The following is a 22,943-nucleotide window of genomic DNA, read 5'->3' as shown; positions in this document are numbered from 1 at the left end:
GGCGAATATCCTATTTAAAGCGGTTTTTTAAATTTCAGCGTCATACGGTCGCTTTCACCTATGGCTTTATATTTAGCGGCATCTTGCTCGCCAAGTCTAAGGCTCGGTGGAAGGGTCCATACCCCTTTAGGGTGATCGGCTGTATCAAGAGGGTTTGCATTAATATCGCTTTTTGCTTCAAGTTCAAAACCAGCTTGTTCAGCAAGTGCAATAACCACACTTTGCTTCATATAACCTGATGATTTTTGCATCTCATCATCTTGCTCTTCTGGTAGGCGGTGTTCAACCACACCTAAAGTGCCGCCTGGTTTAAGTGCTTTGTAAAAAGACTTAAACGCATTGCTTGCAGCTTCTTTATCTTTGCTCATGTACCAGTTATGGACATTACGAAAAGTCAGTACCATATCGGCGCTAGCCGCAGGAGCAATATCTAAATGTGTAGATGGGGCAAACTCAGTGAGTTTAACGTGACTAAAGCGGGCATCTTCAGCGATTTTAGCCTTAAAGCCAGCAAGAGAACGTTGGTAATAACCAACCGATGAATCAGCAGGGAAGTGCGCAGCATAATAGGTGCCTTGCTCTTTCAGCGCTGGCGCTAAAATTTCACTGTACCAACCACCACCTGGGGCAATTTCTACCACGGTCATAGATGGTTTAAAGCCAAAAAATTCGAGTGTTTCTACAGGGTTGCGGTATTGATCGCGTTCACTGCTACGCTCGCTTGCTTTAACTGCATTTGTTAATGCTGAGTCGTGGCCATGGTTATGTGCCAACGCCATTGTTGAGCTTAATGACAGTGTGGCAACCAGTAGAGATTTTAGTGCAAATTTCATCGTCTAATCCTTCACATTATAATTGTTAGTCATGGTTATAGAATAAGCAGAATACGTGAATTTGGTGCAAACAAAAAGAGCTAACTGAACCCGTTAGCTCTTTATGCGATTAATGACGGAAGTGGCGCATACCGGTAAACACCATTGCCATTCCAGCCTCGTCAGCGGCCGCAATCACTTCTTCATCGCGCATTGAACCACCTGGTTGGATAACAGCAGTAATGCCAGCCTCTGCAGCTGCATCAATACCATCGCGGAATGGAAAGAATGCATCTGATGCCATCACTGAGCCTTTTACTTCAAGGCTTTCATCAGCGGCTTTAATACCGGCAATTTTAGCTGAGTAAACGCGACTCATTTGGCCTGCACCTACACCTATAGTCATACCGTCGCGGGCATAAACAATGGCGTTTGATTTAACAAATTTAGCCACTTTCCAGCAGAATAATAAATCTTTAAGCTCTTGCTCAGAAGGTTGGCGCTTAGAGACAACCGTTAAGTCGCCTTGCGTTACCATGCCTAAATCACGGTCTTGAATAAGTACACCGCCATTTACACGCTTAATGTCGTGACCTGTGCCTTTAGCTGAGAATTCACCACACTCTAATAAGCGAACGTTTTGCTTAGCCGAGACTATTTGAGCCGCTTCAGGGCTTACGCTTGGTGCAATAATAACTTCAACAAATTGACGTTCAACAATCGCTTGTGCAGTCTTAGCATCAAGCTCTTGGTTAAAAGCAATAATACCGCCAAATGCTGACGTTGGGTCAGTTTTAAAGGCGCGTTCGTATGCTTCTAAGATATTTTCGCCAATTGAAACACCACATGGGTTAGCGTGTTTTACAATAACACACGCAGGTACATCAAATTCTTTTACACACTCAAGTGCAGCATCGGTGTCGGCAATATTGTTAAACGATAATGCTTTACCTTGCAGTTGAGTCGCTGTTGCCACTGACGCTTCAGTGATGTCGTTCTCAACATAAAACGCGGCATCTTGATGCGAATTTTCACCGTAGCGCATATCTTGTTTTTTAGTGAATTGCATATTGATAGTACGTGGGAACTTAGTATCTTCAGCGGCTTCTTCTGTGTAATCAGGAACCATTTTACCGAAGTAGTTAGCAATCATGCCATCGTACTGCGCTGTATGCTCATACGCTGCAATAGCTAAGTCAAAGCGTGTTTTGTAGGTTGTTGAGCCGTTGTTATTTTGCATTTCGCTAATAACACGGTCGTAGTCGCTTGCGTTAACAACGATCGTCACATCTTTGTGATTTTTAGCTGCCGCACGTACCATGGTTGGGCCACCAATATCGATGTTTTCAATAGCATCTTCAAGGCTGCAGTTTTCTTGAGCGACAGTATTCGCAAAGGGGTATAAGTTAACTACAACGATGTCGATAGCAGAGATATTGTTATCTGCCATTACGTCTTCATCTTGGCCACGACGAGCAAGAATGCCGCCATGAATTTTTGGATGTAGGGTTTTTACGCGACCATCCATGATCTCAGGGTGACCGGTGTGATCTGATACTTCGGTAACTTTAATTGCATTGTCAGCAAGTAGTTTACACGTGCCGCCAGTTGAAAGTATTTCAACACCTTGTGCTTCTAGTGCACGGGCAAATTCAACAATACCGGTTTTGTCTGACACACTCAAAAGTGCGCGACGTATAGGACGATGTGTATCCATTGTAGTTTGATTTCCTCAGTTAATGAGCTAGCTTAGAAGCGCGTATTTTAACTGATTACGACTCAAAAAACGACTTATAACGACCCATAAAGCGTGAGCATTTTGCAATTTCGTTAATAAATTTTACAAATAAAAAAAAGCACCCTAAGGTGCTTTTTACTCAAAATACTTTGTACCAGCTGTATTGGATTAGTAAGCAATTATAACGACAGAGAAATAAGTCAATAACAAGGCAAAAATTTTGCTGTGTAGTTATTCTACATAAAAAATTTTTAACGCAGTTAGGGGCTTATTTAGCTCGTTAGAATGATTACGGTTTCAATATAGCTGGTATTAGTTCATACCGTATTTTTTAAGCTTTTTACGTAAAGTACCACGGTTGATACCTAGTAAAATTGCCGCACGAGTTTGATTGCCACGTGTGTAAGTCATTACTTCTTCAAGCAATGGCGCTTCTAGCTCAGAAAGAACAAGGTCGTAAACGTCTTGCACATCTTGACCGTTAAGCTGCTTTAAGTAGTGGTGAACAGCTTTTTTCACTGCATCACGCAATGGCTGCGGTTTCTCGTGTGACTGAACATGAGGGTTAGTGATAAATGGAGAAGTCACGTTTTGTTCGAACATTATAAAGTCTCTTTCTTTCTTAGTTAGCTGCTAGTGTTTTAAAGTATTGCTCTAATGCGACGACCTGTGCCTCTGAATTGTCGAGCGCATTAAATACTCGCCTAAACTGACCGTCACTGTCATGGGTTTGCAAATACCAAGATACATGTTTGCGAGCGATTCGTGCTCCCATTGGCTCACCGTAAAACACATGGAGGTTAGTTAAATGCTCCATTAAAATACTGCGCACCTCTGCTATAGCAGGTGGCTGCATATGTTCACCAGTTCGCAAATAGTGGTCTATCTCCCTAAATATCCAAGGGCGACCTTGGGCGGCTCGACCAATCATAATGGCATCTGCACCCGTATAGTCCAAAACCTGCTTTGCTTTTTCAGGTGATGTAATATCACCATTAGCAACGACAGGTATCGACACTGAACGTTTTATATCCCTAATTGTGGCGTACTCAGCATCACCTTTATACATACATGCGCGCGTGCGCCCATGTACAGCCAGTGATGCAATGCCATAACGTTCAGCTACTCTTGCAATCTCTACACCATTACGGTTGTCCTGATCCCATCCGGTACGGATTTTAAGTGTTACAGGTATATCAACCGCGTTTACTACGGCATCAATAATCTCTTCCACGAGTTCTGGAAACTGTAATAAGGCTGAGCCTGCAAGTTTCTTATTCACTTTTTTTGCTGGGCACCCCATATTGATATCTATGATCTGTGCACCGTTTGCAACATTGAATTGTGCGGCCTGTGCCATAAGCTCAGGGTCTGCTCCTGCAATTTGCACCGCACGTATACCCGACTCACCAGAATGATCCATTCGGTTCATCGACTTTTCGGTTTTCCAAACCTTCGGATTAGACGACAGCATTTCAGACACAGCAAGGCCAGCGCCTAAACGACGACATAGCTGTCTAAATGGTCTGTCCGTTATGCCCGCCATAGGCGCGACAATGACATTATTCTCAAGTTGGTATGAACCGATACGCACGATATTCAATAGGCCTCTTTTCAAGGGGCGCTAAGTTTACGGCTTTTTATGCAAAAATCAAAGGCTATAAATTGAACAAAAGTGACTTTTTTTTGCTCTTTCCGTATTGACATTTGATAACCGTATGACGAAGCGGTTTATTTGTGTGAATTTTGAACGGCTGTTACTTTTATAATAAAAAATCTTTATTTTTTATTATGTAAAAAAATAGTAAAGCCTGTTAAATACAGGCTTTAGATACGACTTTTGAGTTAATACTCTAAATTTTTTAATAACGCACTATTACGCTTTTTTAATGCCACTTACTCGGGTCCAATCGCCTTCAATGGCAATTTCATCGAGCTCAATAAAGGGCGCGTATATGTCAGCAACCGATTGTGCTTGTTCTTCTAAAATGCCAGACATGGCAATTTTACCGCCTGGCTTTAATAATCCTAAAATAACACTATGAAGCTCACGCAGTGGTTGCGCTAAAATATTTGCCACCACAATGTCAGCAGTAAACTCAGGTTGGTTTTCTGGCAGGTACACTTCAAGCTTGTCAGCAACACCATTGCGATTAGCATTATCAAGGCTTGCTTCCAGCGCTTGTGGGTCAATGTCTATCCCAATCATGCGCTCAGCACCTAATTTTATTGCTGCAATACCCAATATGCCTGAGCCACAGCCAAAATCGACCACGGTTTTACCAGTTAAGTCTTGGCTTTCTAACCATTTTAAACACAGTGCCGTGGTGGCGTGTGTGCCAGTACCAAAAGCAAGACCTGGATCAAGTAGTACATTGACTGCGTCTGGGTCTGGAATGTCGCGCCAGCTAGGACAAATCCAGAGTTTTTCGCCAAATTGAATAGGGTGAAAATTATCCATCCACTCACGTTCCCAGTCTTTATCTTCGAGTTGCTCAATTTTGTAAACTAAATTGTCTTTTAGCTCATCATGGCGTTTTAATAACGCAACCACTGCGTTCATATCGTGATTAGCTTCGAACAAGCCAATTACTGTGGTGTCAGCCCAAAATACAACAGTGCCAATTTTAGGCTCATAGATAGGCGTGTCTTTAGCATCAATAAAAGTAACAGAAGCACTGCCTGCTTCCATTAATAGGTCACTTACTGCATCAGCGGTTGCAGCATTGGCATTGATACGGATTTGGATCCAAGCCATGTTTATTTCCTTGAAATAGAAAAAAGGCCGCTACAGCGGCCTTTTAAATTAACTTATAATGTAACGCTAGATTATTTAGCGTCTAAAAAGCTTTTCAGTAAATCAGAGCGAGAAGGGTGACGTAATTTACGCAGTGCCTTCGCCTCAATTTGACGAATACGTTCACGTGTTACGTCAAACTGTTTACCTACTTCTTCTAACGTGTGGTCGGTATTCATATCAATACCAAAACGCATACGTAGTACTTTCGCTTCACGGGCTGTTAAGCCAGCGAGCACGTCGTTAGTTGCGCCACGAAGAGACTCCATTGTTGCCGAATCGATTGGCGAATCAATAGTGGTATCTTCGATGAAGTCGCCTAAGTGCGAATCTTCATCATCACCAATTGGTGTTTCCATTGAAATTGGCTCTTTTGCAATCTTAAGTACCTTACGGATTTTATCCTCAGGCATCATCATGCGTTCAGCTAATTCTTCTGGATTTGGCTCACGACCCATTTCTTGTAACATTTGACGTGAAATACGGTTCAATTTATTGATCGTTTCAATCATATGTACTGGAATACGGATTGTTCTTGCTTGGTCAGCAATAGAGCGCGTAATTGCTTGACGGATCCACCACGTAGCATAAGTTGAAAACTTATAACCACGACGGTATTCAAACTTATCAACCGCTTTCATCAGACCAATGTTACCTTCTTGGATTAAATCTAAGAACTGTAAACCACGGTTGGTGTATTTTTTAGCGATTGAAATTACAAGACGTAAGTTTGCTTCTACCATCTCTTTTTTAGCACGGCGCGCTTTCGCTTCACCAATACTCATGCGACGGTTTATATCTTTAATACGTTCAATGCTTAAGCCAGTGCTTTCTTCCATTGAAGTAAGTTTGCTAATACAACGAAGTATTTCAGGCTTAACTTCTTCAAGTTTAGCTGAATGCTTTTCGTTTGCTGCAATTTCAATATCAAGCCATGCTGTGTCAGTTTCGTTGTTTGCAAAATGCTTAACAAAGGTTTTCTTTGGCAGCTTTGAAACTTGTACTGCATGCTTCATGATAAGACGTTCTTGAACGCGAACTCGGTCCATCATTTCACGCATGTTATTAACCATGCGATCAAACTGTTTAGGCACAAGTTTAAAGGTTCTGAACAACTCACCAATTTCTAAAATAGCGGCTTGAGACTCTGGATGAGAGCGACCTTTCTTATCGAATGTTTCACGTGCTTTGGTGTATAAATTACGTAAATTTTCGAAATGGATGCGCGCTTCTTCAGGATCTGGACCTGTATCTACTTCTTCTTCGTCTTCATCATCGCTGTCATCGTCATCATCGTCGCTATCATCAAGCTGTTTTTCACTTAATTCAGAACCAATGTTGGTGGCAGCAATAGGTGGTGCTTCTTCTGCATCAGGATCGAAAAAGCCAGAGATAATATCGCTAAGACGCATCTCTTCTGCTTCAAACTTATCCCACTGTTCAAGTAGGTAAGTGATCGCTTCAGGGTATTCAGCAACCGAAATTTGAACTTGGTTAATGCCTTCTTCAATACGCTTAGCGATAACAATTTCGCCTTCACGGGTAAGAAGTTCAACAGTACCCATTTCACGCATATACATGCGAACAGGGTCAGTTGTACGGCCAATTTCTTTTTCTACAGTAGCAAGGGCTGCAGCGGCAGCTTCCGCTGCGTCTTCGTCTGTCGTGGTTTCTTGCATCATTAATTCATCGGCATCAGGCGCGTTTTCGCTAACCTTGATACCCATGTCATTAATCATGCTAATGATATCTTCTACTTGATCTGAGTCGATAATATCTTGTGGAAGGTGATCATTAACTTCTGCAAAAGTTAAGTAACCTTGCTCTTTACCTTTTTGAATCAGAAGTTTTAATTGTGACTGAGGAGTTGGATCCATAGAGATTGTTTCTTCCACTCTGATAAGTTGATACAACAGGCGCCATCATGGAGTTTGCTCAAAGGCTAACCAGAATAATGTGACGCAGTGAATAGCACAGTATAACAGCCTAAATCAAATCTGACTAGCTGTTCGTTGCTTTTAACGCTGTCATTAGTAAATGACATTCTAGTCGTTCGTCGCTATTTAGGCCCTGTGTCTTGTCTTTTATTAATAGGGTCTCTAGTCGATAATTTAAACACTGATCTTCAATAAATTTAAAAGTATTTTGAAAAACAGTCTCTAAACGCTCTTCATTTATTTGATGTTGCCATGTCGCTAACTTAGTTAATGGCTCGTAGTCATCGGTGCCCCGAAATGATTCAAGAATTTGTGCGGTGGTAATGCCATCTTTTTGTAATGCTTGATGTTGTAGTCGCAATAATAAGCCAATACCTGCAATATTCATTTGAGCTAAATCGGGTAAATAGGGCACACTTTTAGCCAAGTTAGGGTGCTGAATTAAAATCCCTATTGCTTGGCGCATGGGTGTAATTTTAAATTTTCGTTCAATTGCTTGCTGCTGTTTTGGCGTTTTTAAGTGATTATTGAGTTGCTCACGGGTACGGCCAATCAATCGCCCAAGTTGCTCTAGGATATTTTCTTGGTAAAACTCACTTGGGATCTTTTCAATCAGGGGCAGTGCCGCACTGAGTAACTTAGCCTTACCGGAATCTAGTGTTAAATCAATCTCTTTACTTAGTTTATTAAACAGCACTTTAGTGAAGTCATCTGCGTTTTCAAGGCGTTGCTCAAAAGCTGCTTTACCTTCTTGTTGTACGAGTGAATCAGGGTCTTCACCATCGGGTAAAAATACAAAATGCAGTGCTTTGCCATCGTTTAAGTAAGGCAACGCATTTTCGAGTGCGCGCCACGCAGCATCTTTACCTGCACGGTCACCATCGTAACAACAAATAACTTTATCTGTGGTTCTAAATAAAGTGTGCATGTGCTCGCTGGTTGTCGCTGTACCAAGGGCTGCTACGGCATATTCAATACCTTGTTCTGCCAGCGCTACTACGTCCATGTAGCCTTCAACAATCAGTACATGGTCAAGCTTCTTGTGTGCTTGCTTAGCTTCATAAAGGCCATAGAGTTCAAAGCCCTTATGAAATATGCGCGTCTCCGGAGAGTTTAAATATTTAGGCCCTTGATCGGCTTGCATTACTCGCCCACCAAAAGCAATAACGCGGCCGCGTTTATCACGAATTGGAAACATTAAGCGATCACGGAAAAAGTCGAACTGTTTGCCTGGGGTTTTCTCAGATGCGAGTTTAAGCTCAACTAATTGTTCTTTTTGTTCTTGGTTTCGCCCAAGTTGTTGGCAGAGCCCTTCCCATTCGCTGGGCGCATAACCTATCATAAACTTTTTAACGGTTGCACCGCTTAAGCCGCGACCTTTAACGTAATCGATTACCGCTTCAGAGTTACTGTGATGTTTTAACTGATGTTGATAAAAGCGTGCTGCATGCAGCATTAGATCATAGTCTGAACGTTTTTGTGCCGCTGTGCGCTCTGGTCCATTACTGCTCCCTTGTTTGCGAGGAACGTTAAGGTTAAGTAAACTGGCTAGTTCCTCAATTGCATCAACAAACTCGAGTTTGTCATACTCCATTACAAAAGAAATAGCATTGCCGTTAGCGCCACAGCCAAAGCAATGATAAAACTGTTTATCTTGCGATACGGTAAATGAAGGCGACTTCTCATTATGAAAAGGACAGCAAGCTTGATAGTCTTTGCCCGCTTTTTTCAACCCTACCTTTGAGTCAATCAGGTCGACAATATCGGTTCGTGCCAATAAATCATCGATAAAGTTGCGTGGGATCTTTCCAGCCATTGTTTAAAGTACAGCCCTAAGATAAATAGAAAAGTGATGAAAACGAATTATAATACGCAAAGATTTGAACACAAATGCATAATTTTTTGAAGTACTAAATCTCTAAACGAAGAAACCGAGCTCAAGGCTCGGTTTACTTCAATCATACTAAATGTATGTGGGGGGGTATTAGGCAGTTAATCGTTGCTTAATTAAACCTGAGATTTTGCCCATATCGGCACGACCTTCGGCTTTGCTTTTGATTATACCCATTACTTTACCCATGTCTTGCATACCTGCTGCGTTAGTATCAGCAATAGCCGCGTCAATGAGAGCAATAATTTCTTTTTCACTCAATTGTTGAGGTAAAAAAGCTTCAAGTGCTGTAATTTCATTGGCTTCAATATCAGCTAAATCATCACGCCCAGCATCTTTGTACTGAGTGTAAGAGTCGCGACGTTGTTTAACAAGCTTCACTATAACGGAGGTAATACCTGCGTCGTCTAGTGTTATTTGCTCGTCAATTTCACGTTGCTTGATTGCAGCAAGTACCATACGAATAGGGTTAAGACGTTGTTTGTCTTTGGCTCTCATCGCATCTTTTTGCGCATCTTTTAGCGTTATTAAAAGGCTCATTTATACAAGACCTAATATATTAGTATAATTTAACGCGACGAGCGTTATCACGAGAAAGTTTTTTCATGTGACGTTTAACAGCAGCTGCTTTTTTACGCTTACGCTCAGCTGTTGGTTTTTCATAGTGCTCGCGACGACGAACTTCTGAAAGGATACCTGCTTTTTCACATGAACGCTTGAAGCGACGAAGTGCTACGTCAAACGGTTCGTTCTCTCTTACTTTAATTACTGGCATTAAAAATTCACCTACCTAAATTATGAGCGTTGCTCAAGTTGATCAAACATTGATCAAGTGGTTCAAAAATGGTGCGGTATTGTAATCCGAAGCAACACCACATGTAAAGGATAATATTAACAGAAACACAGCAGCTAAAACAGTGTTAATTTATATGGCGTTGGTACAGCCTACAAAAAACCTGACCTGCCTTTTTCTCTTTAATTAACAACCAGTTATTAGGTGCTTTGAACGAGGTTAGCTCGGTTTCTACTTCAACATATATCAATGCTTCGGGGTCGAGCCATTGATTATTTTCCAATAAATCACAGCATGATTGAGCTAAATTTTTGCGAAATGGCGGGTCAATAAAAACCAAATTAAATGTGTCACTGGTGTTTTTTCTCTCTAAAAACGTCAGTGTATTAGTATTAACGACTTGCGCGTTTTGTGCATCAAGCGTCGCAATGTTTTGCTCTAATTGTTTTGCTGCTTGTGAATCAAGCTCTATGAATGTGGTGTGTTTTGCAAAACGCGACAATGCTTCAAATCCCAATCCACCGGAACCGGCAAAGCAATCGAGAGTTTGCGCATCGCGGGTATCGTGCATCAACCAATTAAACACCGTTTCTTTAATTCGGTCGGTTGTAGGACGCAGACCTTGAACATCTTTTACTGGCAGTTTTCGACCGCGAAATTGGCCGCTAATGATTCTAATAACCCCATCAGCTGATTTATGAGTGGTGTTATTTTGTGTGGTTTTTTTTCTCATTTAACTCACTAAAAATTGGTATCTATGATCTAGCTCAGATAATATTGCAATCATATCACGGCGTGTCATTTTTCAACTGCGCTAAAAGTGTTACTATTATGCACCCTCGAGGATAACGTGTTGCTAAAAGCAATTATTTAGGCTTAAAAGCACGCTATCATTATCGTTAGTTTATCAGATTTTTATAAGTGGTTATTAGCAAGTATGGCAAAAAAAAGTAAATTCATGTCGTGGCTCGGTTTTGGCAAGTCAGATAAAAAACAAGCAGAAGCTGATAAACAACAAGCATTAGCAAAAGAGCAGGCAGAAAAAGCCGAACAAGAGCGTTTAGCTGCAGAGCAAGCTGAGGCAGAGCGCTTACAAGCTGAAGCAGAAGCCGAGCGTATAGAACAAGCCCGAATTGCAGCTGAACAAGATCGTTTAGCACAAGAGCAAGCTGAAAAAGCTGAGCAAGAACGTTTAGCGGCAGAGCAAGCTGAGGCAGAGCGTTTAGAGCAAGAGAAACAGGCGCAAGCACAGCGTGCAGCGGCAGCAGAAAAACAAGCGATTGAACACGCTAACGCAGAGCTATTAGCTAAACAGCAGGCAGATGCAGAGCAACAAAGACAAGAGCAAGCCAAACGTTTAGCAGAACAAGAAGCGCAAATGCAGTTAGAGCAAGAGCGCATTGCAGCAGAAAAAGCAGAAGCTGAACGTTTAGAACAAGAAAAACAGGCGCAAGCACAACGCGCGGCGGAGGCAGAAAAACGAGCGATTGAACAAGCTAACGCTGAGCTATTAGCTAAACAACAGGCGGATGCAGAGCAGCAAAGACAAGAGCAAGCTAAACGTTTAGCTGAACAAGAAGCGAAAATGTTGTTAGAGCAAGAGCGTATCGCGGCTGAACAAGCTGAGCATGAGCGTTTAGAGCAACAGCGTATTGCAGCAGATCAAGCTGAGAATGAGCGCTTAGAACAACAGCGTCTTGCAGCAGAGCAAGCTGAGAATGAGCGCTTAGAACAACAGCGTATTGCAGCAGAGCAAGCTGAGCATGAGCGCTTAGAACAACAACGCATAGCAGCAGAGCAAGCTGAGAATGAGCGCTTAGAGCAACAGCGTATTGCAGCAGAGCAAGCTGAGAATGAGCGTTTAGAACAACAGCGTATTGCAGCAGAGCAAGCTGAGCATGAGCGTTTAGAGCAACAGCGCATTGCAGCAGAGCAAGCTGAGAACGAGCGTTTAGAACAAGAGCGTCTGGCTGCTGAAGAGGAGTCTGAACGCCTAGAGCAAGAGCGACTGACCGCAGAGCTTGCAAAGGAAGAAGCTATAAAAGCGGAAAAACCTAAAAAAGAAGGTTTTTTCTCTCGCCTCAAAAAAGGCTTACTGAAAACACGCGTTAATATTGGTTCTGGCTTTGCCTCAATTTTCAGCGGTAAAAAAATTGACGATGAGTTATTTGAAGAATTAGAGACTCAGTTACTCACAGCCGATCTTGGTGTTGATACCACCATGAAGCTAATCGATAACCTGACCGACGCCGCTGATCGCAAGCAGCTTAAAGATGGTGATGCGCTTTATGAGTTAATGAAGCAAGAAATGGCAACTATGCTGAAAACAGCAGAGCAGCCTTTAGAAATACCAGCAGACAAAAAACCTTTCGTTATCCTTATGGTAGGTGTAAACGGCGTAGGTAAAACCACCACCATTGGTAAAATGGCGAAACAATTTCAAAACCAAGGTAAATCGGTAATGCTTGCTGCCGGTGATACATTTAGAGCCGCAGCAGTAGAGCAGCTTCAAGTTTGGGGTGAGCGTAATAGTATTCCTGTTATAGCTCAGCACACTGGTGCTGATAGCGCCTCAGTGGTATTTGATGCCTTTCAAGCCGCTAAAGCGCGTAATGTTGATGTGTTAATTGCCGATACAGCAGGGCGCTTGCAAAATAAAGATAACTTAATGCAAGAGCTTGAAAAAATAGCCCGTGTGATGAAAAAAGTAGACCCAGATGCACCGCATGAAGTGATGCTGACAATTGATGCTGGCACAGGCCAAAATGCTATTAGCCAAGTAAACTTATTTAACCAATGTGTAGGCCTAACGGGTATCACACTATCAAAGCTTGATGGCACCGCTAAAGGCGGGGTTATTTTTGCCGTTGCTGATAAGTTTAATATTCCTATTCGTTACATTGGCGTAGGTGAAAGTATTGATGATTTACGCACCTTCAAGAGCGATGACTTTATTGACGCGCTATTTAGCCAAGATGAGGACGACGTTTAATTTACCAAAAGGGAGCCTGCTCCCTTTTTAATTGCAAGGAATACCAATTGCGTTAGGACGTTTAATGAGGTTGGCATAATAAAAAAATGATAAATTTTCAGCAAGTAAGTAAAACCTATGCCGGTGGTCATCGCGCGCTTGAAAAAGTGAGTTTTCATATAAAATCAGGCGAACTGGCTTTTTTAACGGGCCACAGTGGTGCCGGTAAAAGTACACTTTTAAAGCTTATTAGCATGATGGAACGCCCTTCTGCGGGCAATGTGTTTATCAATGGCGTGGATTTAAATAAGTTAAATTCACGACAAATTCCGTATGCACGCCGCGACATTGGTATTATTTTTCAAAATCATCGTCTATTAGAACGATACACGGTGTTCGATAACGTTGCTTTGCCCTTAATTATTGAAGGGACTCACCACAAGCAAATTGCCAAGCGTGTGCATGGCGCGCTCGATAAAGTGGGCTTGTTAGATAAAGTACGCTGTCATCCCTCCACGCTCTCTGGCGGTGAGCAGCAACGTGTAGGGATTGCACGAGCCATTGTTAATTCTCCTCCTATACTATTAGCTGATGAACCTACCGGTAACCTTGATCCTGAGTTATCAATGGAAATATTACGCCTGTTCGAAGACTTTAATAAGCATGGCACCACGGTTTTAATTGCCACCCATGACTTGGGGTTAGTATCACGAATGAAGTATCGTAGCTTAACGCTTCATGATGGGCGGATGAGCCAAGATCCACTGGCTGAGGGTGTATTATGAGTTTACTGTTCAAAAGCCGTCAAAATAGTAATGATAAACAAAAAAAATCCGTATTCTCTGGCGGTTACTTTTTCATTATTAATATTTTTCGCCAAGGTGTGTACAGTCTTGGGGAAATGTGGCGCACGCCATTAGCCTCTATGATGACCATTGCTGTACTGGGTTTGAGTTTAACGTTGCCCGCAACGTTATATTTAGTGGTTAAAAATGTGCAGCAAGTGAGTAGTGGTTTTGAGCAAGCCAGCGAAATATCCTTGTTTGTAAAAGAGGATATGAGCGAGCAAGAAACGCAAACTCTAGTTAAACGCTTAGCGCTATATCCTGAAATACAACGTGTGACTTTTATTTCTCGCACTGAGGCTTTGGATGAATTTAAAGAAATGTCTGGGTTTGGTCAGGCTTTAGAATACCTAGATAGTAACCCATTACCGAATGTGGTTTTAGTTACACCAACCCAGCGACATAGCCAACCTAATGCGGCTAAGCTATTGCTTAAAAAACTTGAAGGTGAACGCGAAGTTGATTTTGGTAAGCTTGATATTGCTTGGCTTGAACGTTTAAATGCATTACTCAGTTTACTAAAAGAAAGTGTAATTACGATTGCGCTATTATTACTTACCTCAGTGACGCTTATTATAGGCAACACAATTCGTTTATCTATTATGGATAAAAAAGAAGAAATACAGGTAATGAAGCTCGTAGGGGCAACTAATACCTTTATTCATGCCCCCTTTTTATGGACTGGCATTTGGTATGGCGTGATAGGCGGATTGTTTGCCTTTATTTGTGTAGCATTAATGATGTGGTGGCTATCTGCTGCAGTAAGCAGTGTTGCAGGGGTATATCAAACCAGCTTTACGCTAATAGGGCTTAGCCTTAATGAATTTGGCGCGTTGGTATTGTTGGCCACTAGCTTAGGCTTTATTGGTTCTTACTTATCGGTTAACCGTTACATCTCAGAAATAGAACCCGATAAGGTTTAGGGCACTAATATAATTCTTAAAACTGTCATGTTTTAAGTTTAAAATTATAAAAAAGCCAAAGCAAAAAGATTAATCTTTGCTTTGGCTAAATCAATTCATAGGTTATTCAGTCGCTTAGTGTAGACTGACTTAACACTAAAAAAACCACTTGATTTATGATTCAAAAAAGTTTTAAATTCAAGTTAGCACTCTTACTAAAAGAGTGCTAAGATGGTTTCAAATGTTTATCACCGAGGTGAAAAATGAGTAAAGATTTATACGCAATGGCACTTACAGTTGGGCAACAAAGCGCAAGTATGGATGGCTATCTTCAAGCTGTTAGTACTATTCCTATGCTTAAAGTTGAGCAAGAGCAGGAACTTGCAAAAAAACTTCAGGAAGAAGGCGATCTTAGTGCTGCAAAGCAACTCATTATGTCGCATTTGCGCTTTGTAGCGCACATAGCTAAAAGCTACTCGGGTTACGGGTTACCACAAGCTGATTTAATTCAAGAGGGTAACATTGGACTGATGAAGGCAGTAAAACGTTTTGACCCATCAGTGGGTGTACGTTTGGTTTCATTTGCGGTTCATTGGATCAAAGCCGAAATTCATGAGTTTGTGCTTAAAAACTGGCGTATCGTAAAAGTTGCGACAACCAAAGCGCAACGTAAACTGTTTTTTAATCTTCGTAAAAACAAAAAACGTTTAGGCTGGTTTAATCAAGCTGAAGTTAGCACAGTAGCGAGCGAGCTAGGTGTGAGTGAAAAAGAAGTGCGTGAAATGGAATCGCGTATGAGCGGCCAAGACATGGGCTTTGACTTAACGGGCGACGATAACGACGATGCGCCAACCAGTACTTACTCACCAGTGCAATACTTAACGGATGGTTCTGCTGACTTAGCCGATGATATTGAGCAGCAACAATGGCAAGAGCAGTCGCATACGCGATTATTTAGCGCTTTGAAAACCCTCGATGAGCGTTCTCAAGATATCGTTAGCGCACGCTGGTTGTCAGATGATAAAGCAACACTGCAAGAGTTGGCTGAAAAATACAGCGTATCAGCAGAGCGTGTTCGCCAGCTGGAAAAAACAGCAATGAAAAAATTACAAAGCGCGATGAGTTAATCGTACTTAAAAAGTTATAAAGCCCTGCATGAAAATGCGGGGCTTTTTTTTAGTTAAAAAAAAGAGGTTAACAAAAAGTATCGTTTTTCTTATTTTGCTTACCTCTAGTCACATCTGTATATCTTTTAATTAAATATACCCTAGTTCAAGTTAATGAATAAGTTTGGTTTTAATTTAAATATATGATTTTAGTTTGTTTTTAATTTGGGTATATGAAAATATTCGCGCACCTGAGCGACTTGTCGTTCAAACCGTAGCCTAAATTAAATTATTAATTGCTGTGCTTATTGCCTTTCAATTTCATTTAACGCGAGTATTTACACTCAATATGAACTCATATTCACTAAAGAAAAAGATCTTGCTATCGGTGGTTCTTGCCCTAGCCGTTATTATTGTATTGCTATCGTGGAATAGCTACACCTCTCAAAAAGCGTTACTGTTAAAAAGCAGTATTGATAATGTAAGTCAGTCTGGTAAGCAACAAGCTGCGAGTATTGAAGATTGGCTAGCTAGTCGTCAGCAGATCATAGAGTCAGTTGCGAGTAAGGTTGAGGGCAATACGCTCAGCGCATTACAGCAAGCCAAAGTGTCGGGTGGTTTTCAATTAACTTACTTTGGAGATAGTATCGGGAAAATGACTGACTCTGATCCAAGTATTGATCGAACCGGCTACGACCCGCGCACTCGTCCATGGTATAAACAAGCCAGCTGAAAAATGGCGCCGTAATTACCAAACCTTATTTAGATACTGCGTTTAATCAGTTGGTTGTTTCTATTGCTAAAACCACACAACGTGGCGTGGTAGCGGGTGATTTATCGATTGAGTCTTTAGTTAATGATGTTAATACTATGTCTTTACCGGCAAATGGGTATGCCATCATGATGCATCAAGATGGCACTGTGATTGCCTATAAAGACACTAAAAAAGTAATGGCAGATATTACGCATATTGACTCGAAAATAAATCACCAATTCATTTTATCTAATAGTCAAAACGGTGAATTTACTCCCCTTTATTTTAAAGATGAAGGCCGAGAGAAGCTTGTTTGGGGTGAAAATATAAATAATACCAATTGGCAGTTGTTGTTTGTATTGGATAAACAAACTTTAGAGGCTCCGCTTATTAGTTTATTGCTGACCCAATTAGTGCTGGTTGCAGTAGCACTTTTACTGAGTGTGTTGGCTATTTCATGGTTATTGGGTGTATTGCTCGCTCCTTTGAGCCGAGTGTCGCAAGCTTTATCAACAATTGCTGATGGTAACGGTGATTTGACCCAGCGTATTAGTGTTGATACACAAGATGAAGTTGGGGTACTGGCTGATAGTTTTAATCGCTTTGTAAGCAGCCAGCATGAGCTTATAAGCCATATTCGCCAGTTAGCTACTGATTTAGATTTTGATGCAGAGAAAAGCTTAATCACCAATCAAAACAGTGTCAGTGAGTTGCAGCGTCAGCAGCAAGAAGTGGCGATGGTTGCCACTGCGGTCACAGAAATGGCGAGTGCAACCCATGAGATTGCTGCTAATGCCGAAAATACCGCGACGGCATCACAGCAGTCAGCGCAAAGTAGCCGTGAAGGTAAGCTGTTAGTTGATAAAACCAGAAACACGATTAATTCACTTGCGGGTGAAATAGACCAAACAACCACCGTCATTGGCGAACTAAGCTTACATGCTCAGGCTATATCGAGTATTTTGACTACCATTCAAGAAATTGCTGAGCAAACAAATCTCTTAGCACTCAATGCCGCAATAGAGGCTGCCCGTGCTGGTGAACAAGGGCGTGGCTTTGCAGTGGTTGCCGATGAGGTGCGTGTACTATCAAGAAGAACGCAAAACTCCACAGCAGAAATTTACACCACCATAGAAACCTTACAAAACACCACTAAAAAAGCAGTGAGCTTGATGGACAGCAGTAAGGGGTATGCTAACAATAGTGTGGATGATGTTAATGCAGCAGCTCATGCACTAGAGGAAATCACCTTAGCAGTGAATGAAATTTCTGATATGGCAGGTCAAATAGCGGTTGCAGCAGAAGAGCAAACGCAAGTGACTAATGAAATTACTAGAAATACGGTCGCCATTAAAGATGTAACCGATGAAATTACTACCTCAGCAACTGCGCATTTAAGCCAAGCTGAAGTATTAAAAGACAGAGCTACAGATTTAAATGCCAAAGTAGCGACGTTTATTTTATAAATATAATGCGTTTAAGTGAGTTAAATTAACTGACGGGGTAGGGTGTTTACTTACCCCATCAGTTTAAGGAAATAGCTTGTTGTTGGGCTATTTGTACATATTTACGTTCGACCAGTTGCGATACTGGCACCAGTTCAAATCCTTGCTTACTTAATTGCGGCAAAGCGTGGCGTAAAAAATCGATGGTTTCGGGATAGGGATGCGCTATTGCAATGGCAAATTGATACTTAGTTGCTTTTGATTTTAGCTCTTCTAATCTTAATTGTAGTTGCTCTGTGGTCGTTATATTGTCTAAAAATACATGTCGGCTAATATTTTCCACTCCCAAAAAGTTGGCTGCATTCTGAGCTTGGCTTAATTCAGTTGTACGGCTATCAAGAAAATACAGCTGGCGTTTTTTAAGTACTTCCATGGTCCACTTCATTGCTTGGCTTTGTTGAGTCAGCGCAGAGCCCATATGGTTATTAACTCCTTTAACTTGCGGTAAACTGGCCAGCGCATTCCCGAGCGTTTGTTGAAGTTGTGCTTTATCCATATTTAAAGTGAGCGCACCAGGCCCGAGTTTTTTATCATTTAAAGCCTGCATAGGAACATGCAACAGGAGCTCTTTATTTGACTGACTAGCAAGGGTTGCAAATATTTGAGAATAGGGGGTGTGGGGCAATATTGAATAGGACAACTGCCCAGGTAAACTCAGGAATTCTAAATCACGTTGATGATAACCTATGTCATCGATCACTATGGCTATTTGCTTGGCTTTAACAGCACTCGATGTTGCAAATAAGGCTAAAAACAGCCCAGCTAACACCATTAAATTTATAGTTTTCACGTTTTATAATTTTTATTATCTTTGTCGTGTTTAAAATAATTTACCGAATTTAGTGCATGCTAAGTAGCTGTTTTGCTTTTACTAACTGGATATCGGCTAATTCTTCAGCGTTAAAAACGGAGTTATGTTCTAATTGTTCATTTTTTATTATAACGGCTTTATTTGTTTGTGGAAGCGTTGTTTGATTAATCGCCACATTCGGGGTCACGCCAATCCCTTCAATCGATTCACCTGATGGCGTAAAGTAACGTGCGGTAGTTAGTTTTAAGGCGGTATCACCATCGCCTAATGGAATGAGTGATTGTACCGACCCTTTGCCAAATGACTGACTCCCCACTATTTTTGCACGCATATTTTCTTTTAGTGCTGCAGCCAGTATTTCTGCTGCAGAGGCTGAGTTTTCGTTAATCAGTACAACAATAGGTGCGCCTTTTAAAATATCGCCGCGTTTAGCGTAAAACGACTGATTAGAATCATAAAAGCGCCCTTTGGTCGTTACTATTAGACCATCTTGTAAAAAGAGATCTGCCACAGCAACCGCGCTTTTTAAAGTCCCGCCAGGGTTGTCTCGTAAATCAATAATTAAGCCTTTTAATGCGTGGCCGTAATGGTTTTGCATAGCGGCTATTTGTAAGGCAACTTCATGCAAGGTGTGGTTTGAAAAGGTATTTATAGCAATATAACCGCTACCCGCATCAAGTAGTTGCTTAGTTACACTGGCCAGTTTTATTTGTTTTCTGCTGAGGTTAAATATAAGCGGTGTTAGATTGTTATTTCGGATAATACTTAGTTGTACTTTATTGTTGGGGCTGTCTTTAATTTGCTGCGCGACTATATCAATAGGACTATTTTTAATCTGCTGATTATTAACTGCTGTAATAATATCGCCAGCTCGCAGGCCGACTTGTTTAGCAGGCGAATTATTAATTACTTTAACAATCGTGGTGCGCTGCTCAATATTTTTGACCTCAATGCCTAAGCCAGTATAGCGACCATTGGTATTATCAAATAACGCATTTAGCTCATTTTTATCTAAATATTTAGAGTAGGGATCGAGTTTAGAGTATAAGCGTTCAAATTGAGAGGTGTTGTATTCAATGTATTCACTGTTATGCAGTGCCAAATCATCAACGTAGTAGGTATGGATATTAAACAGTATTTCATTTATTTTTTGGCTTTCTAAATCTTTGACCGAACTGGCATGAGCATTATTTATAAAGCCAAAAAGTGCCAATAAAAAAAATAACTGCAAACAAAACCAAAACATTGGTTTTGCTTGCGATACTTTTTTTTGGCAAATGTGTGTGTTTATCATAACTGCCTCTACTAGGATGCAGTTATTTTAAGATTAAATACGTCTGCACCATTTTATGGGATTAACAGCACGCCCTTTGTGGCGTATTTCAAAGTATAGACCAGAATCGGCTTGTCCACCGCTTTGCCCAACTAAAGCAACACTTTCACCCTCTCTGACCATATCACCCACATCTTTGAGTAAGGTTTGTGCATGCCCGTATAAGCTCATAAAGCCTTCTCCGTGGTCCACAACAATCACCCAGCCGTAACCTTTTAACCAATCTGCAAATACCACCTGACCGTTATGAATGCTATTTACTGAAGTGCCCTCTGCAGCAGAAATTAACACGCCTTTCCAGTTAATTCCGCCGTGCTTACGTTGGCCAAACTTGTGCGTTAGTTTGCCTTTACTCGGCCAGCTTAATCTTCCTTTATTTTTATTTAGGCCCAATAGCTCAATTTTTGTGGTTTTTTCTTCTTCAAGTTCTTTAATAGTTGCGATCAGCGTTTGTTCGTTCTCTTCTAAGTAACTAATTGAATTTTTTGTTTTATTTAACTGCTTTTTTAGATTTTTTAGGCTGGCTTGGCGCTCATTTTTAGCGTCAAGAAGCGCTGCTTGTCGCCTTTTTTGTTCATCAAATAAAGCAACTAGCTTTTCTTTTGTTTTTTCAAGCTCAGCTTGGTTTTTCGCAATTTCTATTTGCAGCGCTTTAAGTTCATCAAGCTGCTTTATGCGGGCTTTATTTAAGTAGTTGTAATAGCTAAGCGTACGTTCAAATTTAGCGGTATCTTCTTGGTTAAGCAGCATTTTTGAATAGTCATCACTACCTGCCATATAAGCACTTTTTAACTGTGCTGCTAACACACGCTGAAATTGGGCTTGTTGTTTTTCAAGCTTTACCGCGCGTTGTTGTTGCTCTGCTTGCTGTTGTTGTGTTTTTTTAACAGATTGCTCAGCCATATTGAGTGCTTTAGCGTTTTTCGCTATAGCGAGTTCATGTGCTTTTAGCTTTTGCTGCTGTTTAGCTATTTCTTTTTGCTGTTGTTGATATTCAGCTTGGCTTTGCTCTAAAGCCACTTGAACTTGGGATAGGTCTTTTTTAGTACGATCTTCATTAGCCACGGCAACGCCAGTGACTAATGAATGCAGTACACAGATACACGCAATGACGCGGTATGCGCTTTTTTTCATAGGTTATTTCAACACCATAATTGGCGACCCTGTCATTTCTGCAGGTTGCTCTAACCCCATTAAATGCAGCATGGTTGGGGCAACATCGCTCAAGGCTTTACCTGAATAAGCTTGCGCATCGCGACCTACATAAATAAACGGCACGGGCTCACTGGTATGTGCTGTGTGCGCTTGGCCTGTTTTAAGGTTTGCCATTTGCTCTGCATTGCCATGATCGGCGGTAATAAGTGCTTCGCCGCCATATTCTTTCAATGCATCCACTACACGGCCAATACAGTTATCTACTGCCTCACAGGCTTTAACTGCAGCCTCAAATACACCTGAGTGACCGACCATGTCGCCATTAGGGTAGTTACAAATAATGGCATCGTATTTTCCACTTTTTATTGCTTCTACTAGCTTATCGGTAAGCATTTTTGAGTTCATTTCTGGCTGTAAATCATACGTTGCTACTTGAGGAGATGGGATCAGCTCGCGAGTTTCGCCGTCAAACTCATCTTCTCGTCCACCACTGAAGAAAAAGGTAACATGAGCATATTTTTCAGTTTCAGAAATACGCAGTTGAGTTTTACCTTGTTTTTCAAACCATTCGCCAAGTACGTTATTAAGCGGTGTGGGGCCAAAAGCAACAGGCGCATCTATATCGGCTGCGTATTCAGTCATCATCACAAAGCCGCTAAGCTCAGGCGATTTTTTCTTATTAAAGCCGTCAAAGCCTGGTTCTACAAAGGCGCGGGTTATTTCGCGTGCGCGGTCTGCTCTAAAGTTTGCAAATATAATGGTGTCGCCATCATTTACTTTTACAGATTCGCTGCCTTTAGGAGTGATCGTGCTGGCTGCTACAAATTCGTCATTTTCATCGCGCTCATAAGCGGCATTTAGTGCACTTACGCCTTCTTCATAATCAAAATCGCCTTCACCTAAGGTGATTAAATTATAGGCTTTTTCAACACGGTTCCAGCGGTTGTCTCTGTCCATGGCATAGTAACGGCCAATTAGTGAGGCTAAACGGCCACATTTAAGTTCGCTAAATAAGGCTTCTATACGCTCAATAGACGCTTTAGCACTACGCGGTGGTGTATCGCGTCCATCTAAAAAGGCATGAAAGTACACCTCTTTAGCGCCGCGTTTTGCAGCCAGTTGTATACTGGCAACAATATGATCTTCGTGGCTATGCACGCCACCTGGACTTAACAGTCCCATAATGTGTACAGCTTTGTTGGCATGAACGGCTTTATCAATGTTTTCAACAAGTGCAGGGGTTGTATCAAATTCTCCATCATCAATGGCTTTGGTGATGCGAGTAAAATCTTGATACACAATACGGCCTGCGCCTAAATTAACATGGCCAACCTCAGAATTACCCATTTGACCACCAGGAAGACCCACATCTAAACCCGATGCTGAAATTAATGTATGAGGACGTGTGGCCCAAAGCTCATCTAATACAGGGGTGTTAGCAGCTAAAATAGCATTGCTTTGCTCATCTTCTCTGTATCCCCAGCCATCTAAAATCATTAATACCAGTGGTTTTTTATGCTCTGTCATAGTCACTCCTATTAGGGTCTGTTGACCTTTGCGGATTAAAATTTGTTCAAACTAGGGGCGGTTTAA

The 22,943-nt window shown here is 41.4% G+C and carries 18 protein-coding genes and 1 pseudogene; 5 read left to right on the top strand and 14 right to left on the bottom strand.

The features are described 5' to 3' along the window. Positions 1 to 14: 14 nt before the first annotated feature. From QMA00_RS07225 to rsmD, 10 genes are all read right to left on the bottom strand, one after another. Positions 15 to 833 carry a class I SAM-dependent methyltransferase gene (locus QMA00_RS07225; RefSeq protein WP_013465965.1) on the bottom strand — a complete coding sequence of 273 codons (819 nt, stop codon included), beginning with the start codon at positions 831 to 833 and terminating at the stop codon, positions 15 to 17. A 109-nt stretch (positions 834 to 942) separates the two neighbouring features. After that, positions 943 to 2,529, bottom strand: coding sequence for a bifunctional phosphoribosylaminoimidazolecarboxamide formyltransferase/IMP cyclohydrolase (gene purH / locus QMA00_RS07220; RefSeq protein ID WP_076921883.1), 1,587 nt, complete (start codon positions 2,527 to 2,529; stop codon positions 943 to 945). 333 nt (positions 2,530 to 2,862) lie between these two features. Next, positions 2,863 to 3,153: a DNA-binding transcriptional regulator Fis gene (fis, locus tag QMA00_RS07215; RefSeq protein WP_002957804.1), complete on the bottom strand. Its 291-nt coding sequence runs from the start codon at positions 3,151 to 3,153 to the stop codon at positions 2,863 to 2,865. Positions 3,154 to 3,172: 19 nt separating this feature from the next. Then, positions 3,173 to 4,144, bottom strand: coding sequence for a tRNA dihydrouridine synthase DusB (gene dusB / locus QMA00_RS07210; RefSeq protein WP_175610039.1), 972 nt, complete (start codon positions 4,142 to 4,144; stop codon positions 3,173 to 3,175). A 282-nt stretch (positions 4,145 to 4,426) separates the two neighbouring features. Then, complete coding sequence (gene prmA, locus QMA00_RS07205) at positions 4,427 to 5,308, bottom strand: 50S ribosomal protein L11 methyltransferase (RefSeq protein ID WP_008114871.1); 882 nt, start codon at positions 5,306 to 5,308, stop codon at positions 4,427 to 4,429. Between the two features lie 71 nt (positions 5,309 to 5,379). Next, the gene (rpoD, locus tag QMA00_RS07200; protein WP_076921885.1) at positions 5,380 to 7,224 is read right to left on the bottom strand and encodes an RNA polymerase sigma factor RpoD; all 1,845 of its coding nucleotides are present in this window, start codon (positions 7,222 to 7,224) and stop codon (positions 5,380 to 5,382) included. A 124-nt stretch (positions 7,225 to 7,348) separates the two neighbouring features. Then, positions 7,349 to 9,100 (bottom strand): DNA primase, encoded by a 1,752-nt coding sequence (gene dnaG, locus QMA00_RS07195; RefSeq protein WP_076921886.1) that lies wholly within the window; start codon positions 9,098 to 9,100, stop codon positions 7,349 to 7,351. A gap of 168 nt (positions 9,101 to 9,268) precedes the next feature. Next, the gene (locus tag QMA00_RS07190) at positions 9,269 to 9,715 is read right to left on the bottom strand and encodes a GatB/YqeY domain-containing protein (RefSeq protein WP_076921887.1); all 447 of its coding nucleotides are present in this window, start codon (positions 9,713 to 9,715) and stop codon (positions 9,269 to 9,271) included. A gap of 19 nt (positions 9,716 to 9,734) precedes the next feature. Next, entirely contained in the window at positions 9,735 to 9,950 is a 216-nt protein-coding gene (gene rpsU, locus QMA00_RS07185; protein WP_002957797.1) for a 30S ribosomal protein S21, read from the bottom strand. Between the two features lie 145 nt (positions 9,951 to 10,095). Beyond that, positions 10,096 to 10,701, bottom strand: a complete 606-nt coding sequence (gene rsmD / locus QMA00_RS07180; protein WP_076921888.1) for a 16S rRNA (guanine(966)-N(2))-methyltransferase RsmD — start codon at positions 10,699 to 10,701, stop codon at positions 10,096 to 10,098. A 204-nt stretch (positions 10,702 to 10,905) separates the two neighbouring features. On the opposite strand from rsmD, the gene ftsY reads away from it, so the two are divergent. From ftsY to QMA00_RS07155, 5 genes and pseudogenes are all read left to right on the top strand, one after another. Continuing rightward, positions 10,906 to 12,960 carry a signal recognition particle-docking protein FtsY gene (gene ftsY, locus QMA00_RS07175; RefSeq protein ID WP_290156634.1) on the top strand — a complete coding sequence of 685 codons (2,055 nt, stop codon included), beginning with the start codon at positions 10,906 to 10,908 and terminating at the stop codon, positions 12,958 to 12,960. An 86-nt stretch (positions 12,961 to 13,046) separates the two neighbouring features. Further along, complete coding sequence (ftsE, locus tag QMA00_RS07170) at positions 13,047 to 13,724, top strand: cell division ATP-binding protein FtsE (protein WP_076921890.1); 678 nt, start codon at positions 13,047 to 13,049, stop codon at positions 13,722 to 13,724. Next, positions 13,721 to 14,707: a permease-like cell division protein FtsX gene (gene ftsX / locus QMA00_RS07165; RefSeq protein ID WP_036980252.1), complete on the top strand. Its 987-nt coding sequence runs from the start codon at positions 13,721 to 13,723 to the stop codon at positions 14,705 to 14,707. The genes ftsE and ftsX overlap by 4 nt, the downstream gene beginning before the upstream one ends. A gap of 242 nt (positions 14,708 to 14,949) precedes the next feature. Continuing rightward, positions 14,950 to 15,813, top strand: a complete 864-nt coding sequence (gene rpoH / locus QMA00_RS07160) for an RNA polymerase sigma factor RpoH (protein ID WP_013465954.1) — start codon at positions 14,950 to 14,952, stop codon at positions 15,811 to 15,813. A gap of 328 nt (positions 15,814 to 16,141) precedes the next feature. Continuing rightward, positions 16,142 to 18,012: pseudogene (locus QMA00_RS07155) on the top strand (methyl-accepting chemotaxis protein). Positions 18,013 to 18,070: 58 nt separating this feature from the next. Here the strand turns inward: QMA00_RS07155 and QMA00_RS07150 are convergent. The 4 genes from QMA00_RS07150 to gpmM form a co-directional block, all read right to left on the bottom strand. Next, the gene (locus QMA00_RS07150; RefSeq protein WP_076921891.1) at positions 18,071 to 18,823 is read right to left on the bottom strand and encodes a divergent polysaccharide deacetylase family protein; all 753 of its coding nucleotides are present in this window, start codon (positions 18,821 to 18,823) and stop codon (positions 18,071 to 18,073) included. A gap of 67 nt (positions 18,824 to 18,890) precedes the next feature. Beyond that, positions 18,891 to 20,156, bottom strand: coding sequence for a S41 family peptidase (locus QMA00_RS07145; protein WP_076921892.1), 1,266 nt, complete (start codon positions 20,154 to 20,156; stop codon positions 18,891 to 18,893). Positions 20,157 to 20,189: 33 nt separating this feature from the next. Continuing rightward, positions 20,190 to 21,329: a peptidoglycan DD-metalloendopeptidase family protein gene (locus QMA00_RS07140; protein ID WP_058155283.1), complete on the bottom strand. Its 1,140-nt coding sequence runs from the start codon at positions 21,327 to 21,329 to the stop codon at positions 20,190 to 20,192. A 3-nt stretch (positions 21,330 to 21,332) separates the two neighbouring features. Further along, positions 21,333 to 22,877 (bottom strand): 2,3-bisphosphoglycerate-independent phosphoglycerate mutase, encoded by a 1,545-nt coding sequence (gpmM, locus tag QMA00_RS07135; protein WP_076921893.1) that lies wholly within the window; start codon positions 22,875 to 22,877, stop codon positions 21,333 to 21,335. Between the last annotated feature and the right edge of the window lie 66 nt (positions 22,878 to 22,943).

The organism is Pseudoalteromonas sp. APC 3694, assembly GCF_030407565.1.
Classification (GTDB): domain Bacteria; phylum Pseudomonadota; class Gammaproteobacteria; order Enterobacterales; family Alteromonadaceae; genus Pseudoalteromonas; species Pseudoalteromonas tetraodonis.
This window is presented reverse-complemented; position numbering and strand designations above follow the sequence as displayed.